The sequence below is a fragment of the Tepidimonas sp. genome (assembly GCF_036825565.1).
GTDB lineage: Bacteria > Pseudomonadota > Gammaproteobacteria > Burkholderiales > Burkholderiaceae_C > Tepidimonas.
The window spans coordinates 38,513-52,851 of record NZ_DAISXZ010000002.1; the positions used below are offsets into that span (position 1 = coordinate 38,513).

At 70.4% G+C, this 14,339-nt stretch carries 12 protein-coding genes and 1 pseudogene; 2 read left to right on the forward strand and 11 right to left on the reverse strand.

Annotation, left to right across the window (positions count from 1 at the left end):
• Nucleotides 1-11: 11 nt before the first annotated feature.
• Nucleotides 12-608: a thermonuclease family protein gene (locus V7026_RS00695; protein WP_334153326.1), complete on the reverse strand. Its 597-nt coding sequence runs from the start codon at nucleotides 606-608 to the stop codon at nucleotides 12-14.
• Entirely contained in the window at nucleotides 605-1,447 is an 843-nt protein-coding gene (locus V7026_RS00700; protein WP_334153327.1) for an IclR family transcriptional regulator domain-containing protein, read from the reverse strand. Before V7026_RS00700 ends, V7026_RS00695 begins: the two co-directional genes overlap by 4 nt.
• Before the next feature lie 158 nt (nucleotides 1,448-1,605).
• On the opposite strand from V7026_RS00700, the gene pobA reads away from it, so the two are divergent.
• Nucleotides 1,606-2,799 carry a 4-hydroxybenzoate 3-monooxygenase gene (pobA, locus tag V7026_RS00705; RefSeq protein ID WP_334153328.1) on the forward strand — a complete coding sequence of 398 codons (1,194 nt, stop codon included), beginning with the start codon at nucleotides 1,606-1,608 and terminating at the stop codon, nucleotides 2,797-2,799.
• On the opposite strand, the gene V7026_RS00710 is transcribed toward pobA, so the two are convergent.
• The 5 genes and pseudogenes from V7026_RS00710 to V7026_RS00730 form a co-directional block, all read right to left on the reverse strand.
• The gene (locus V7026_RS00710) at nucleotides 2,757-5,141 is read right to left on the reverse strand and encodes a YgiQ family radical SAM protein (RefSeq protein ID WP_334153329.1); all 2,385 of its coding nucleotides are present in this window, start codon (nucleotides 5,139-5,141) and stop codon (nucleotides 2,757-2,759) included. The two genes, pobA and V7026_RS00710, sit on opposite strands and share 43 nt — an antisense overlap.
• A gap of 86 nt (nucleotides 5,142-5,227) precedes the next feature.
• On the reverse strand, nucleotides 5,228-5,728 hold the full coding sequence (locus tag V7026_RS00715; RefSeq protein WP_334153330.1) for a MaoC family dehydratase: 501 nt from the start codon (nucleotides 5,726-5,728) through the stop codon (nucleotides 5,228-5,230).
• Between the two features lie 48 nt (nucleotides 5,729-5,776).
• Complete coding sequence (locus V7026_RS00720; protein WP_443082293.1) at nucleotides 5,777-5,914, reverse strand: DUF2783 domain-containing protein; 138 nt, start codon at nucleotides 5,912-5,914, stop codon at nucleotides 5,777-5,779.
• Between the two features lie 136 nt (nucleotides 5,915-6,050).
• Nucleotides 6,051-6,879, reverse strand: a pseudogene (locus V7026_RS00725) (FAD-dependent monooxygenase); the annotation flags it as partial.
• A 19-nt stretch (nucleotides 6,880-6,898) separates the two neighbouring features.
• The gene (locus tag V7026_RS00730; RefSeq protein WP_334153331.1) at nucleotides 6,899-7,870 is read right to left on the reverse strand and encodes an alpha/beta hydrolase; all 972 of its coding nucleotides are present in this window, start codon (nucleotides 7,868-7,870) and stop codon (nucleotides 6,899-6,901) included.
• Between the two features lie 96 nt (nucleotides 7,871-7,966).
• Between V7026_RS00730 and V7026_RS00735 the strand changes: the two genes are divergently transcribed.
• Entirely contained in the window at nucleotides 7,967-9,115 is a 1,149-nt protein-coding gene (locus V7026_RS00735; protein ID WP_334153332.1) for an iron-containing alcohol dehydrogenase, read from the forward strand.
• A 37-nt stretch (nucleotides 9,116-9,152) separates the two neighbouring features.
• On the opposite strand, the gene V7026_RS00740 is transcribed toward V7026_RS00735, so the two are convergent.
• Genes V7026_RS00740 through V7026_RS00755 form a run of 4 tightly spaced genes read right to left on the reverse strand, consistent with a single transcriptional unit; the run spans nucleotide 9,153 to nucleotide 14,271 of the window.
• Nucleotides 9,153-10,253 (reverse strand): patatin-like phospholipase family protein, encoded by a 1,101-nt coding sequence (locus V7026_RS00740; protein ID WP_334153333.1) that lies wholly within the window; start codon nucleotides 10,251-10,253, stop codon nucleotides 9,153-9,155.
• A complete protein-coding gene (locus V7026_RS00745; protein ID WP_334153334.1) occupies nucleotides 10,250-11,056 on the reverse strand; it encodes an HDOD domain-containing protein in 807 nt (268 codons plus the stop codon). The genes V7026_RS00740 and V7026_RS00745 overlap by 4 nt, the downstream gene beginning before the upstream one ends.
• A gap of 8 nt (nucleotides 11,057-11,064) precedes the next feature.
• Nucleotides 11,065-11,892 carry an HDOD domain-containing protein gene (locus V7026_RS00750; protein WP_334153335.1) on the reverse strand — a complete coding sequence of 276 codons (828 nt, stop codon included), beginning with the start codon at nucleotides 11,890-11,892 and terminating at the stop codon, nucleotides 11,065-11,067.
• A gap of 12 nt (nucleotides 11,893-11,904) precedes the next feature.
• A complete protein-coding gene (locus V7026_RS00755) occupies nucleotides 11,905-14,271 on the reverse strand; it encodes a Tex family protein (RefSeq protein ID WP_334153336.1) in 2,367 nt (788 codons plus the stop codon).
• Nucleotides 14,272-14,339: the final 68 nt, after the last annotated feature.

The window sequence follows — 14,339 nt, forward strand, 5'->3', positions numbered from 1 at the left end:
CCCGGCCCCGCTCAGGGATCCGGCACCCTGGAGAGGCGGTTTGCCCTCCCCTCCCCCACGGACTGCGGGGCGGGGCTGCTTCTCCGCTCGCGCCGCCACGCCCAGGGGGGCTGCGGATCGGGTTGCGCCCACAACCCCAGCCGACTCGTGCGGGCCAGGGTTTCGGCCATCGCATAGCGCCAACGCTCGGTCAGGGGTTGTTCCCGCGCGTGGGCCGTGTAGTGCCAGGCCAGGCCCTGCTCCACGACCCACAGGGCAAGGTCCTGCGGCTGGGCCTCGCCGGGCAGCCACAGCACGGCCAGGGTGCGGCCATACCGGTCGCGGCCGCGGGGCTCCAGGGTTACCGCGCGGCCCAGCGCGCGTTCGCGGACGGCCTCGCGCGCCTGCGGGCCGTACGGCTGCTCCAGTTCCGGCGCATCGATGGTGGCCAGCCGCACCGCGTACACCCGGCCTCTGGCATCGCGCACGCGCACCGTGTCGCCGTCGTGCACCGACACCACCGTCACGGCGCGCGCGGCGGCTTCGGACGGCGGACCGGACGGCCCGGGGCCACCGCAGGCGGCCAGCCCCAGCGCGAAGGCCACCGCCAGCCACAGGCGCTTCGTCATAGCTGGGGCCGCAGTTCGAGCGCCGCCTCGTGCAGCAGCGGCAGCAGTTCCCGCTCCACGGCGCCGTCACGCAGGCGGCTCTGGGACAGCACGGCGTTGAGGGCGGCGACGGTGCGGCCCTGCATGTCGCGCAGGGGCACCGCGACGGCGTGCACGCCCAGCTCGTGCTCCTCGCTGCAGACGCAATGGTCTGCCTGCCGCACCTGCTGCAGGATGCGCCGCAACGCCTCCGGTTCGGTCACGGTGTAGGGGGTCAGGCGCGGCAGACTGCCGGTGGCTGCGGTGCGTTCGGCCAGCCGTTGCGCCAAGGCGGGCCGCGCCAGGGCCGCAAGCAGCACACGGCCGGTGGACGTGGCGTGGGCAGGCAGGCGCGCGCCCAGGTGCAGCCCATGCGCCGTCCAGCGTGCCCGGGCCCGGACCGCAGACGGATCCCCCAGCGACGCCCCTTGCCAGTCGCCGCCGCCCTCGGCCGGGGGCGCAACGCTGCGGGCCACGACGACCACCGCGTCGCCGTCGAGCACGGCCACCGAAAAGGACTCGCGCGCCTGCGCCGCCAGCCGGTTGAGCACCGGCTGCACCGCACGCGGCAGGCGCGCCGACGCCAGATAGCTGCCGGACAAGCGCAGCACCTTGGGCGAGAGCCAGAAGTAGTGCCCATCGGTCTCCAGATAACCCAGATGGGCCAGCGTGAGCAGATGGCGGCGGGCGGCCGCGCGCGTCAGGCCGACGCGCTGCGCGGCCAGGGTGGCGTTGAGGCGCTGGCGCTCGGTGTCGAAACTCTCCAGCACCGCCAGGCCCTTGGCCAGGCCGGCGATGTAGTCCGCAGCGGCGATGTCCATGGCGCAACCATACCCGATTCGCCCGCTGGATGCGGAATATTGCGCGGTGATCGCGCAACCCGCACGATCACCGCGCAATCGATGCACGGCAAGACCACGCGGGCCGTGCGCGGCCCCTAGCATGGCCGCGTCATCGATTCCTCGAGGAGACTCTCCCCATGCGCACCCAAGTCGTCATCGTCGGCGCCGGCCCGTCCGGGCTGCTGCTGGGCCAATTGCTGCACAAAGCCGGCATCGACAACGTCATTGTCGAGCGCCAAAGCGCCGACTATGTGCTCGGCCGCATCCGCGCCGGCGTGCTGGAGCAGGTGGCGGTGGACGTGCTCGACGAGGCCGGGGTTGGCCAACGCATGCACGCCGAGGGCCTGCCGCACGAAGGCTTCGATCTGCTGTTCAAAGGGGCGCGCCATCGCATCGACTTGGCGGGCCTGACCGGTGGCAGAAAGGCGCTGGTCTATGGCCAGACCGAGGTGACGCGCGACCTGATGGCCGCGCGCGCCGCCAGCGGACAGACCACTGTGTACGAGGCCGCCCACGTCGCCATCCACGGCTTCGACGGCGCACACCCCCATGTGACCTACGAAAAGAACGGGCAGACCCTGCGCATCGACGCCGACTTCATCGCCGGCTGCGACGGCTTTCACGGCGTGTGTCGCGCCAGCGTGCCGGGCAGCGCCATCACCGAGTACGAGAAGGTCTACCCCTTTGGCTGGCTGGGCCTGTTGTCCGACACGCCGCCGGTGCACGAGGAGCTGATCTACGTCAACAGCCCGCGTGGGTTTGCGCTGTGCTCCATGCGCAGCCGCACGCGCAGCCGCTACTACCTGCAGGTGCCGCTGTCGGACACGGTGGACAGTTGGTCGGACCAGGCGTTTTGGGACGAGCTGCGCCGCCGCCTCGACCCCGCCGCGGCCGAGACGCTGGTCACCGGCCCGTCGATCGAAAAGAGCATCGCCCCGCTGCGCAGCTTCGTCAGCGAGCCGATGCGCTTTGGCCGGCTGCTGCTGGCGGGCGACGCGGCCCACATCGTGCCGCCAACGGGGGCCAAGGGACTCAATCTTGCTGCCACCGACGTCAAGTACCTGGCCGATGCGCTGATCGAACATTTCCGGGAGCGCTCGGACACCGGAATCGACGGCTATTCGGAGCGCTGCCTCAAGCGCATTTGGCGCGCGGAGCGGTTCTCGTGGTGGTTCACCAGCCTGATGCACCGCTTTCCGGGTGAGGGCGAGATCGCGCAGAAATTCCAAGAAGCCGAGCTGGACTACCTGATCCACAGCGAGGCCGGCGCGCGCACCATCGCCGAAAACTACGTCGGTCTGCCGCTGGACTTTGGCTTGCGGCGCGCCTGACGCCCCACCGCCGCCGCGCCCCCGGGCGCGGATGCCCCTCCGGACTCGCCCCCCGTGACCCGTGGGGGCAAGCCAGTGTGCTGGGTCAGCAGCCGGCCTTTGGCCGGCTGGGAGGTGCGGCTCGGCGCCGCCTCCCGCAGCCGCCCCCCGGGCGGGGTGGAGTTGGCCCGCCGTGGGCTCTGATAGCCCCCGTCCGTCATGGGCTGGTAGCTGGGAACGAGGTGATGCTTGCCGTTGCCGATCAGGTCGGCGCGGCCCATGCGCTTGAGCGCCTCGCGCAGCAGCGGCCAGTTGTTGGGGTCGTGGTAGCGCAAAAACGCCTTGTGCAGGCGGCGGCGGCGCTCGCCTTTGACGACGTCCACCGCCTCGGCCCGCTCGTCGCGGTGAATGCCTTTGAGCGGGTTGAGCCCCGTGTGGTACATGGCCGTGGCCGTCGCCATGGGGCTGGGGTAGAAGGTCTGCACCTGATCGGCGCGAAAGCCGTTTTTCTTCAGCCACAGCGCCAGGTGCATCATGTCCTCGTCGCTGGTGCCAGGGTGCGCGGCGATGAAGTACGGAATCAGGTATTGCTCTTTGCCCGCTTCGGTGCTGAACCGGTCGAACAACTGCTTGAAGCGGTCGTAGCTGCCGATGCCCGGCTTCATCATCTTGGACAGCGGGCCGGGCTCGGTGTGCTCGGGCGCGATCTTGAGGTAGCCGCCCACGTGGTGCTGCACCAGTTCTCGGACGTACTCGGGGCTTTTCACCGCCAGGTCGTAGCGCAGGCCGGAGCCGATCAGGATTTTCTTGATGCCGGGCAACGAGCGGGCGCGGCGATAGATGCGGATCAGGGGGCCGTGGTCGGTGGTGAGGTTGGCGCAGATGCCCGGATAGACGCAGCTCGGCTTGCGGCAGGCGGCCTCGATTTCCGGGCTTTTGCAGCCCAGGCGATACATGTTGGCCGTGGGCCCGCCCAAGTCGGAGATGACGCCGGTGAAGCCCGCGACCTTGTCGCGAATCTCCTCTACCTCTTTGATGATGGAGTCCTCGGAGCGGCTCTGGATGATGCGGCCCTCGTGCTCGGTGATGGAGCAGAAAGTGCAGCCGCCAAAGCAGCCGCGCATGATGTTGACCGAGAAGCGAATCATCTCCCAGGCCGGGATCTTGGTCGGGCCGTCGTGTCGGCCGCGCTCGTCGGCGTAAGCGGGGTGCGGGCTGCGGGCGTAGGGCAAGCCAAACACCCAGTCCATCTCGGCCGTGGTCAGCGGGATGGGCGGTGGGTTGATCCACACGTCGCGGGCGGCCGGACCACTGCCGTGGGCCTGCACCAGGGCACGGGCGTTGCCGGGGTTGGTCTCCAGATGCAACACGCGGTTGGCATGGGCATAGAGCACCGGGTCGGCCTTGACCTGCTCGTAGCTCGGCAATCGGATGACGGTGCGCTCGCGCGGCGGCCGGCCCCGGTGCGGCAAGGCCGGATTGGCCATGAAGCGCAGGGGTTGCATCCGCTCTGCTTGCGCGGTCTGCGCTTCTTCTTCCCGGGCACAGGTCTGTCCCTGGGCCTTGGCCTGCTCCGAGACCATCCGGTACGGATTGACATGCGCATCCACCCGTCCGGGCTGGTCCACTTCGGTGGAGTCGATCTCGAACCAGCCCTCGGGCGTGCTGCGCCGCACGAAGGCGGTGCCGCGCACGTCGGTGATGGACTCGATCGGCTCGCGCCGGGCCAGGCGGTGGGCCACCTCCACCAGGGCACGCTCGGCGTTGCCGTACAGCAGCAGGTCGCATTTGCTGTCGAGCACGATGGAGCGGCGCACCGTCTCGCTCCAATAGTCGTAGTGGGCGATGCGGCGCAGGCTGCCCTCGATGCCGCCCAGGATGATGGGCACGTCTTTGTACGCCTCGCGGCAGCGCTGGCTGTAGACGATGGCGGCGCGGTCCGGCCGGCGGCCGCCCTGCCCGCCCGGGGTGTAGGCGTCGTCGGAGCGGATCTTGCGGTCGGCCGTGTAGCGGTTGATCATGGAATCCATGTTGCCCGCCGTCACGCCCCAGAACAGGTTGGGACGGCCCAGGGCCTTGAAGGCCTCGGCGCTGTGCCAGTCCGGCTGGGCGATGATGCCGACGCGAAAGCCTTGCGCCTCCAGCACGCGGCCGATCACGGCCATGCCAAAGCTCGGGTGGTCCACATAGGCGTCGCCGGTGACCAGGATGACATCGCACGAGTCCCAGTCCAGCGTCTCCATCTCGGCGCGGCTCATGGGCAGGAAGGGGGCCACCCCGAAGCGCTTGGCCCAGTACGGTTTGTAGCTGGTCAGCGGCTTGGCGTGGCGCGGGAAGAAAGAGACGTCGACCGGGGCGTTCATGGGGGCAGGCGTCCACAGCAAAACCGCGCAGTGTACGCCGGCGGGCCGAGCACCGTACCCCGCTGCGACGAGCGGCCCCGTTTCGATCAGGGGGACTGCGGCGGTGCGCCCGGCTCGCGGCGCCGGAACATGCCCCACCCTTCCATGTGCAGCACCTGTTCGCTACGCTGGTTGAACAGCGCCCACACGGTGCGCACCAGGCCGACGTCGGGCCGCTTGCCCATCGGGCGCTTGTCGATGACGGTGTGGCGCAGTCGCAATTCGTCACCGGGAAAGACGGGCTTGAGCCATTTCAGGCTCTCCAGCCCCGGCGAGCCCAGGCTCGACGACTCGTGCAGAAAGTTCGTCACCATCAGTCGCATGGCCAGTGCGCAGGTGTGCCAGCCGCTGGCGCACAAGGCGCCGAACACCGAGTGGCGCGCGGCTTCGGGGTCCAAGTGAAACGGTTGCGGATCGTACTGGCGGGCGAACGCGACGATCTCTTCCTCGGTCACGGTCAAGCTGCCCAGGTCGCGCGATTCGCCGACGGCGAGGTCTTCCCACCAGACGCGGATGTGGGGGCTGGATACGGGGTCGATGGCGGTCATGGCGTGTCCTCCTGCCGCTACCATAGCCGCGCGGGCCGGCCCCTGCCGTCACAGATCGGACAAGGCGACTTGCTCCTGTCGTTCGAAGCGCGCGGCGTCCCCCAGGTCATGGGCTTGCAACAGGGCCAGCTTAACCAGAAAGCGCTCCGCATGCTCCGGGCCTGCGCGGTCGATGGCCGTGGCCAACGTGCCATAGACGGTCTCCAGACCGGCGATGTCGAGGCCGGCGCGGGGCTGCTCGGTGGGGGGTCAAGCGGTCGATGGGGTCATCGCGGATTCCGGCGTGGGGCGTGGGACAGGGCGCGTAGCGGGCGGGGAGCCATCAGCGGGACGACAAGGTCTGTTGCAGCCCCGCGTGCAGGCGGGTGGCGCCCAGCGCGAGCCAGCGCGCGCAGACGTGCTGGTCGGACAGCGTCTGGTCGCCCCCTTGCACCGGGGCGGCTGCGCCAATGGCGGTAACGCGCAGCGCCACGCCCCGCGCGCGCCAGGTCTGGACGGCATCCATCAGGGCCGGCGGCACCTGCGTACCGGTCGTGAAATACAGCAGGTCGAACCCGCCGCCCAGATGGTCCGGGGGGTAGTCGTTCGGCCCCTGCCGAACGTTGCGCGGCGGCACCCCGTGCGCCGGCCCGGCGTGGAACAGCGCGTCGTCGTCGCCCGGGCTGTTGAGCGCCGAATGCGTGTATTCGTGCGGTCGCGAGGTGCGCCAGTGGTAGAGCGGCCGCACGAAGTCCTGGCTGAGCGACAGCGACAGCACCGCATCGCGCAGCAGGCGAAAGCCGCGCGTGGGCGGCGTCATGAAGCGCGTGCTCTTGCCGGCCTCATGGATGATCTCGCGCGCCGCGCCGACGCGCTCGGCACTGTAGTTGGCCATCAAGCGGGGGCCGGCCAGTCCCTTGACGGTGTAGGCCAGGTGCCAGCCCAGGGACTGCGCATCCTGGAAGGCCGTGTTGGCGCCCCGCACGCCAAAGATGGGGAGCAGGTGCGCGGCGTGCCGCCGAAGCCGATCATCTCCAGCGGGGCGTCGATGCGCGCGCGCAGCGATGCCGGCCGCAGCGCCTGCTCGGGTGTTTCGCCCGCGGGCAACTGTGGTCCACCCGCCAGATGCCCTGCAGCTGCCGGTGCATCAGGATGGTGTTGCCCGGGTTCCACACCACTGCCGCCCGGCGGTCATGCGCCGGCGTCCCCGAACGCGTGCCGCAGGGCGCGCGCGGCATCCTGGTGCGCGCGCAGCGCCTCCGGGAGGATGCGCCCCATCTTGATGAACTCGTGCGTCACGCCGCGGTAGATCTCCAGGTCCACGGCGACGCCAGCCATGCGCAGGGCATCGGCGAGCAGAATGCCTTCATCGAAAAGGGGGTCGCACTCCGCTAGACCGATCCAGGTGGGCGCCACATGGTCGAAGTCGGGGGCGAGCAACGGGGCAAAACGCCAGTCCTCGCGCTGGCTGTCGTCGATGTAGTGCTGGAAGAACCACTGGATGGTCTCGGCCTCCAGCAAAAAGCCGTGCCCAAAGCGACGGTGCGACGCCGTGTCCTGCCACGCCGAGCACCCCGGATAGAACAGCAGTTGCAGCGCCAGCGGCCAGCCGGCGTCGCGCGCCTGCAGGGCGGTCACCACCGCCAGGGTGCCACCGGCGCTGTCACCCCCGACAGCGATGCGCCCTGGATCCAGCCCTAGCCCCGGAGCGGCCCCGCGCAGCCAGGCCAGGGCATCGAAGGCGTCGTGCACCGCCGTGGGGAAGCGATGTTCCGGCGCTAGGCGGTAATCCAGCGACAGCACGGCGCAGCCGGCCAGATGCGCTAGGTGCCGGCACAGGGGGGCGTGCGTGCGCACACTGCCCACCGTAAAGCCCCCACCATGCAGATAGAGCAGCACCGGCGGCGGCGTGGCATGCGGTGGCCGATGCGGCACAACGAGTTCGGCCGCCAGCCGCGCACCGTCGCGGGCGGGGATGGCGATCGCCTCCACCCGCACCATGCGGTGCGGCGGCAGATCCAGCACATTGGCGCCCGCCTCGTAAAAGGCCCGCGCCTGCTCGGGCGTCAGGGCATGCATGGGGGGGCGCCCCGCGCGGACCATGCGATCCAACACCCCGCGCATGGCGGGGGTCAGCAATTGGCGGGGGTGGGTGTGGGTCATGGGACGGATTGTCGCGCGCGAGCCAGCCCGTCAACGCTGCCGCGCGCTACAGTGCGCCCCAGCACCCGACCATCCCCACATCAGGAGACTCCACCCGTGGCCGAAATCCGCTACCTCACCACCATCCAGATCGAATCCGGTGCGCTGCGCCTGTTGCGCAGCGAGTGCGCTCGTGTGGAGATCGCCCGCCCGCTGATCGTGACCGATGCCGGCGTGCGCGCGGCCGGCCTGCTGGAGCGCGCGGTGGCCGCCCTGGGGGACGGCAGTTCCACCTTGCCCCACGCTGTGTACGACGGCACGCCGTCCAATCCGACCGAGGCGGCCGTGCGTGCGGCCGCCTCGGTCTATCGCGAGGCGGGCTGTGACGGGTTGATCGCGCTGGGTGGCGGCAGCGCTATTGACTGCGCCAAAGGCGTGGCCATCGCCGTGGCGCACGACGGGCCGCTCAAGGCCTACGCCACCATCGAGGGCGGCTCGCCGCGCATCACGGACCGGGTGCCGCCCCTGATCGCGGTGCCGACGACAGCGGGCACCGGCAGCGAGGTGGCGCGCGGCGCGATCCTGATCGTCGACGATGGGCGCAAACTCGGCTTTCACAGTTGGCACCTGCTGCCCCGCGCCGCCATCCTGGACCCGGACCTGACGCTGGGCCTACCGCCGCGGCTGACCGCGGCCACGGGCATGGACGCCATTGCGCACTGCATCGAGACCTTCCTGACCCCGGCCTTCAATCCGCCGGCGGACGGCATCGCCCTGGACGGGCTGGAGCGTGGCTGGGCCCACATCGAGCGCGCCACGCGCGACGGCCAGGACCGCGAGGCACGGTTGCAGATGCTGAGCGCCAGCATGCAAGGCGCCATGGCGTTCCAGAAGGGGCTGGGCTGCGTGCATTCGCTCAGCCACAGCCTGGGAGGCCTGATCCCCACCCTGCACCACGGCACGCTCAATGCCGTTTTTCTGCCGGCAGTGATCGCCTTCAACGCCGGGGCCGAGAGCGTGCAGCGCGAGCGCCGGCTGCAGCGCATGGCGCGTGTGATGGGACTGGCGGGCCCGGACGACATCGGTCCGGCGATCCGCGCGCTCAACGCCCGGCTGGGCCTGCCCGCCGGGCTGGCCGACTTGGGCGTGACGCCGTTAATGTTCGAGCGCATCATCGACGGGGCGATGGCCGACCACTGCCACAAGACCAACCCGCGGCTGGCCACCCGCGACGACTACCGCGCGATGCTCGAAGCGTCGCTGTGACCGGCTCCCAGAGCTACGGTCAACGGCCGCAGCCCGATCAGAGCGGCTCGACACGGGCCGGATCGGGCCGCTGCAGCCAGGCGGCAAATTCGTCCGCCAGGCGCTGCGCCTCGCGCACGGCGGTCTGCCACGCCTGCATGCGCTCGGCCAGCCGATGGCCGTAGCGCGGAAAGTCGGTCCGATCGGGCAATTTGCCATTGGGCAACCGCCGCACCCAGTCCGGATCGGGCGACAGCACGATGGTGTGGTCCAGCGCGGCCGTGGGGCGGTGGCGCCAACGCAGACCCTTGTCCAGCCAGCCTGGGATGACCTGCCGCTGGAAATGCGGGTACAGCACCAGCCCGCGCGCCGGGCGCCAGCGCAGGTGCAAGTGGTAGTCGGTGATGCCGCCGTCCCAGTACGCGCCGGGCGGGGCGGCCGGAATGTGGTGCACCGCCTGGAGCACGAACGGGATCGAGCAGCTCGCTTGCAGCGCGGGCATGAAGTTGTCCGCCTGCAGCGGCACCTGGCGCGTGCGGTAGTCCGTGGGGTCGAACGGCAGTTCCGGCAGGCCGCCGCCCCGTTCGGGGCCGGCTGCCGGGGCGGAGAACACCACCCGCTCCAGCCAGGCCCCCATGGCGCGGCGGCGCAGCGCATTGGTCAGAAAAGCGCCCGCGTACCCCAACGGCGTGCGCCAACGCCCCTCGTGGCCCAGCAAATGGCGCCCCCGCGATGTGACGATGTGGAGCCGGTAGCGCGGATGGTGCAGCACTTCGCCCAAGCGCCCCCCAAAAAAGTCGCGCAGATTGCGCGCAAACGAGGCGCTGACGTGCTCCGGCGTGGGGCGGCTGCGCCCAGGCTCGACTTCGTAGTCCTGGGCGATGTAGTCCCGCTCCAGCCGCTCGAAGGCCGCCACGGGGTCGTCCAAACAGGCGGTGGCCATGCGCCAGGCCCCGATCGATGCCCCGACCAGATCCACCGCATGCCCCCCCTGAGGCAGCCACTCGCCAAACAAAAAACGGTCCAAGGGCCCCAGAATCAAACCCTTGGGCCCGCCGGCGGCACCGGGAATGACGCCGACCGCCGCCGGTTGCAACCCATCGCGGCACAGATGCGCGAGCGCCGCTGGGCCCGCATGGATGCGCAGCGCCCGGGTCATGCCCCGCCCTCGACGTCCACCCCGCCGGGATCGACCAGGGTGTCGGGATCCAGTTGCAGCAGCTCGCCCACCGCGTCGGGGTAGGTGTGGATCAGGGCATCGCGCTGGTTGCCCAACGTCCACAGGCGGGCGCGCCACGCCGCCATGTGGACGACGGCGGCCAGCGGATCGGCCGATTCGCGGTGCAGCGGGTCGACGTGGTGCTCGATGGCCTGCACCAGCACCCGCGGCAAGCGCCAGTGCTGCGCGAGCGCCGCGCCCACCTCGGCGTAGGAGTAGCCCAGCGCCTGGTACTCCGCACCGGCGCGCTCCAGGGCAAACCACGGCCGCTCATGGTCCAGGTCGCGCATCACCTCGGGCAGGGCCTGATGCATGACGAGTTCGCCCACGGCGTGCAGCAGCGCGGCGGTAAAGGCCACGTTATCGTCCAGTCGGCGCGGGGCGCACACCCGGCGGGCCACCGACGCCGCCACGAAACTGTACGCCCAAAACCGCTCCAGATCGATACCCGGGGGGGCCGGAAAGCGGCTTTGCACCGCAGCGGCCAGCACCAGCGCCCGCACCCGATGCAGCCCGAGCACCGTGACCGCATCGCGCACGCTGTGCACGGGCCGCAACAGCCGCAGAAAGGCCGAGTTGGCCTGCTGCAACAGCCGGGCCACGAGGACGGGGTCGCGCTCGACGTCGGCGGTCACGGCGTTGAGGTCGACCTCGTCAAGCCCAAAGGTGGCGATCAAGCGTGCGGCCACCTCGGGCACCACGGGCAGCGCATCTGGTCGCTGAAGCAGGGCCTGCAATCGCATCGTGGCCCTCAATGCAAAAAGGCAGCCAGTTCACCGGCCGAGGTCCATTCCTGCGGATCCTTGTCGAGCACGGTTTCCAGGCTCAGGCCAAGCAAAATCGCTACCACGTCCGGGAAGGTCGCGGCCATCGCAGCGCGATCCAGGTTCATTTCCTGCGCACGCGCGCGCCACGATGCCATGTGGATGACCCCGGCCAGCGGCTCGTAGATATCGCCTTCGAACGGGACGAGCTGATGGCGCAGCGCCTTGACGATGACTTCGGGGAAGTCCCAGCGCTGCGCGAAGGCCGCGCCCACGTCGGCGTAGGTGTAGCCCAGAACCGATCGTTCGACCTCGGCGCGCTTCATGTCGAACGGCGAGACACGCCAGTCGATCTTGGCGACGACGTCGGGCATGCCGATGTGCATCACCAGGTCGCCGACGGCGTGCACTAGACCGGCCGTGAAGGCGGCTCCCTCCGGCAAGCGCAGGCTGCGCGCCAGCGGCCGGCAGATTTTGGCCGTGTTGAGGCTGTAGCGCCAAAACTGCTCCAAATTGACGCCCGGCACGGTCTTGAAGCTGCTGCCCAGCGCCACCGCCTGAACCAGCGTGCGCAGGTGGTTGAAGCCCAGCACCGTGATCGCCTCGCCGACGCTGTCGATCTGCCGTGTCAACCCGAAAAAGGCCGAATTGGCCAGCTTGAGAAGGCGCGCCGTCAGCCCCGGATCGGTGGCGACCAGATCGGCGATGTGGCGCGGATCAGGATCGTCGCGGTCGAGTTCCGCCGTGACCTCCGAGACCACACGCGGGATGCTCGGGATCGCCTTGGCCTGATTGAGCAGTTCGTCGAGCGTCATGCCAGCGTGCGATTATCCGCGCTGCCGCAGCCCCTGCAGCTTGGCAAACGCCGATGCCATGGCCGTGGCGACCGGCTCGGCCGGCCGGGCGCGCGCGCGGGCGCCGGCGGTCCCGTTCCCGGCCCCGCCGGCGCTGCGCGCCGACACCGTCTGCCCCGGCTGCGCGTCCAGCCTCATGGTCAGCGCGATGCGCCGGCGCGGCAAGTCCACCTCGAGCACCTTGACGCGCACGATGTCGCCGGCCTTGACCACCTCGCGCGCATCGGCCACATACCGGTTGGCCAGTTGGCTGACGTGTACCAGACCGTCCTGGTGCACGCCGACGTCCACGAACGCGCCGAACTGCGCCACATTGGTCACCGTGCCCTCCAGCACCATGCCGGGCTCGAGGTCCTTCATATCCTGCACCGTGTCGTCGAAGCGCGCAACCCGGAAATCCGGCCGCGGGTCGCGCCCGGGTTTTTCCAGCTCGCTCAGGATGTCGCGCACCGTCACCACCCCGAAGCGGTCGTCGGCAAAGGCCTCGGGCTTGAGCGCGCGCAACACCTCGGCCTTGCCCATCACGGCCTCGATGGGGCGGCCCGCCGCAGCCAGGATGCGCTCGACGACGGGATAAGTCTCTGGGTGCACACCGGTCATGTCCAGCGGGTTGTCCCCGCCGCGGATGCGCAGGAAGCCCGCGCACTGCTCGAAGGTCTTGGGCCCCAGGCCCGTCACCTGCAACAGTTGCTGCCGGTGGCGGAAGGCCCCGTGCACGTCGCGCCAGCGCACCACGGCGCGCGCCGTCGCCGCGGAAAGGCCAGAGACGCGCGCGAGCAACGGCACGCTGGCCGTGTTCAGGTCCACCCCCACGCCGTTGACGCAGTCTTCCACCACGGCATCCAGCGTGCGCGCCAGGGCCGCCTGGTTGACGTCGTGCTGGTACTGGCCAACGCCAATGCTCTTGGGGTCGATCTTGACCAGCTCGGCCAGCGGATCCTGCAACCGGCGCGCGATGCTGACGGCGCCGCGCAGGCTCACGTCGAGTTCGGGCAGCTCCTGCGCCGCCAGCTCGCTGGCGCTGTAGACCGAGGCGCCGGCCTCGCTGACGACCACCTTCTGCGGCAGCGGGCCCGCCCCGCCCTGGCGCAGGCGCTGCAGCAGCTCGGCCACCAGTCGGTCGGTCTCGCGGCTGGCGGTGCCGTTGCCGATGGCGATCAGCTCCACGCCGTGGCGCCGCACCAGCGCGGCCAACGCCGTCAGCGCCCCTTCGACATCGCGCCGGGGCTCGAACGGATAGACCGTGGCAGTGTCCACCACCTTGCCGGTGGCATCCACCACCGCCACCTTGACGCCGGTGCGGATGCCGGGGTCCAGCCCCATCGTCGGGCGCGCGCCGGCCGGTGCAGCCAGCAGCAGGTCGCGCAGGTTGGCGCCGAACACCTGGATCGCCACCGCCTCGGCCTGCTCGCGCAGGCGGGCGAACAGGTCGCGTTCGATCGACAGGCTCAGCTTCACACGCCACGTCCAGGCCACGCAGCGGCGCAGCAGGTCGTCGGCGGCGCGGCCCTGGTGGCTCCAGCCCAGCAACCGGGCCAGGCGTCCCTCGGCCACCGAGGGCTGGCCAGCCGGCGCCTCTTGCGGCTGAGCCAGGCGCAGATCCAGCACCTCCTGCGCGCGGCCGCGCAGCATCGCCAGCGCCCGGTGCGACGGCACGCGCGCGATCGGCTCGTCGTGCTCGAAGTAGTCGCGAAACTTGGCCACCTCCGGGTCGTCGGGATTGCGCGCCTCGATGCGGCGGCTGCGCAGCAGCCCCTCGGTCCACAGCCACTCGCGCAGCGGCTGCACGAGGGTGGCGTCCTCGGCCCAGCGCTCGCTCAGGATGTCACGCACGCCGTCCAGCACCGCGGCCACGGTGGTGAAGTCGCTGCCGTCCTCGCTCTTGGCTTCCTTCACGTAAGGCTGGGCGGCGGCGTGCGGATCCAGCGTCGGGTCGGCCCAGAGCGCATCCGCGAGCGGCTCCAGCCCCGCCTCGCGCGCGATCTGGCCCTTGGTGCGGCGCTTGGGTTTGTACGGCAGGTAGAGATCTTCCAGATCCTGCTTGGTCGCCGCGGCCTGCAGCGCCGCGCGCAGCTCGGGCGTGAGCTTGCCTTGCTCCTCGATGCTGCGCAGGATGGCGGCGCGGCGCTCTTCCAGCTCGCGCAGGTAGGTCAGACGCTGCTCCAACTGGCGCAGCTGGGTGTCATCGAGGCCCCCGGTGGCCTCTTTGCGGTAGCGGGCGATGAAGGGGACGGTGGCGCCGCCGTCCAGCAGGTCCACGGCGGCCTGCACCTGGGCGGCGCGCACGCCGAGCTCGTCGGCGAGGCGGTCAACGATCGTCGTGCTCACGGTCGATGGCATGGGGTGGTTCGATACGAAAGTCGCCAAGTGTGCCACGGTGCCCCCCCCTGCACGCCGTTTGCTCACCG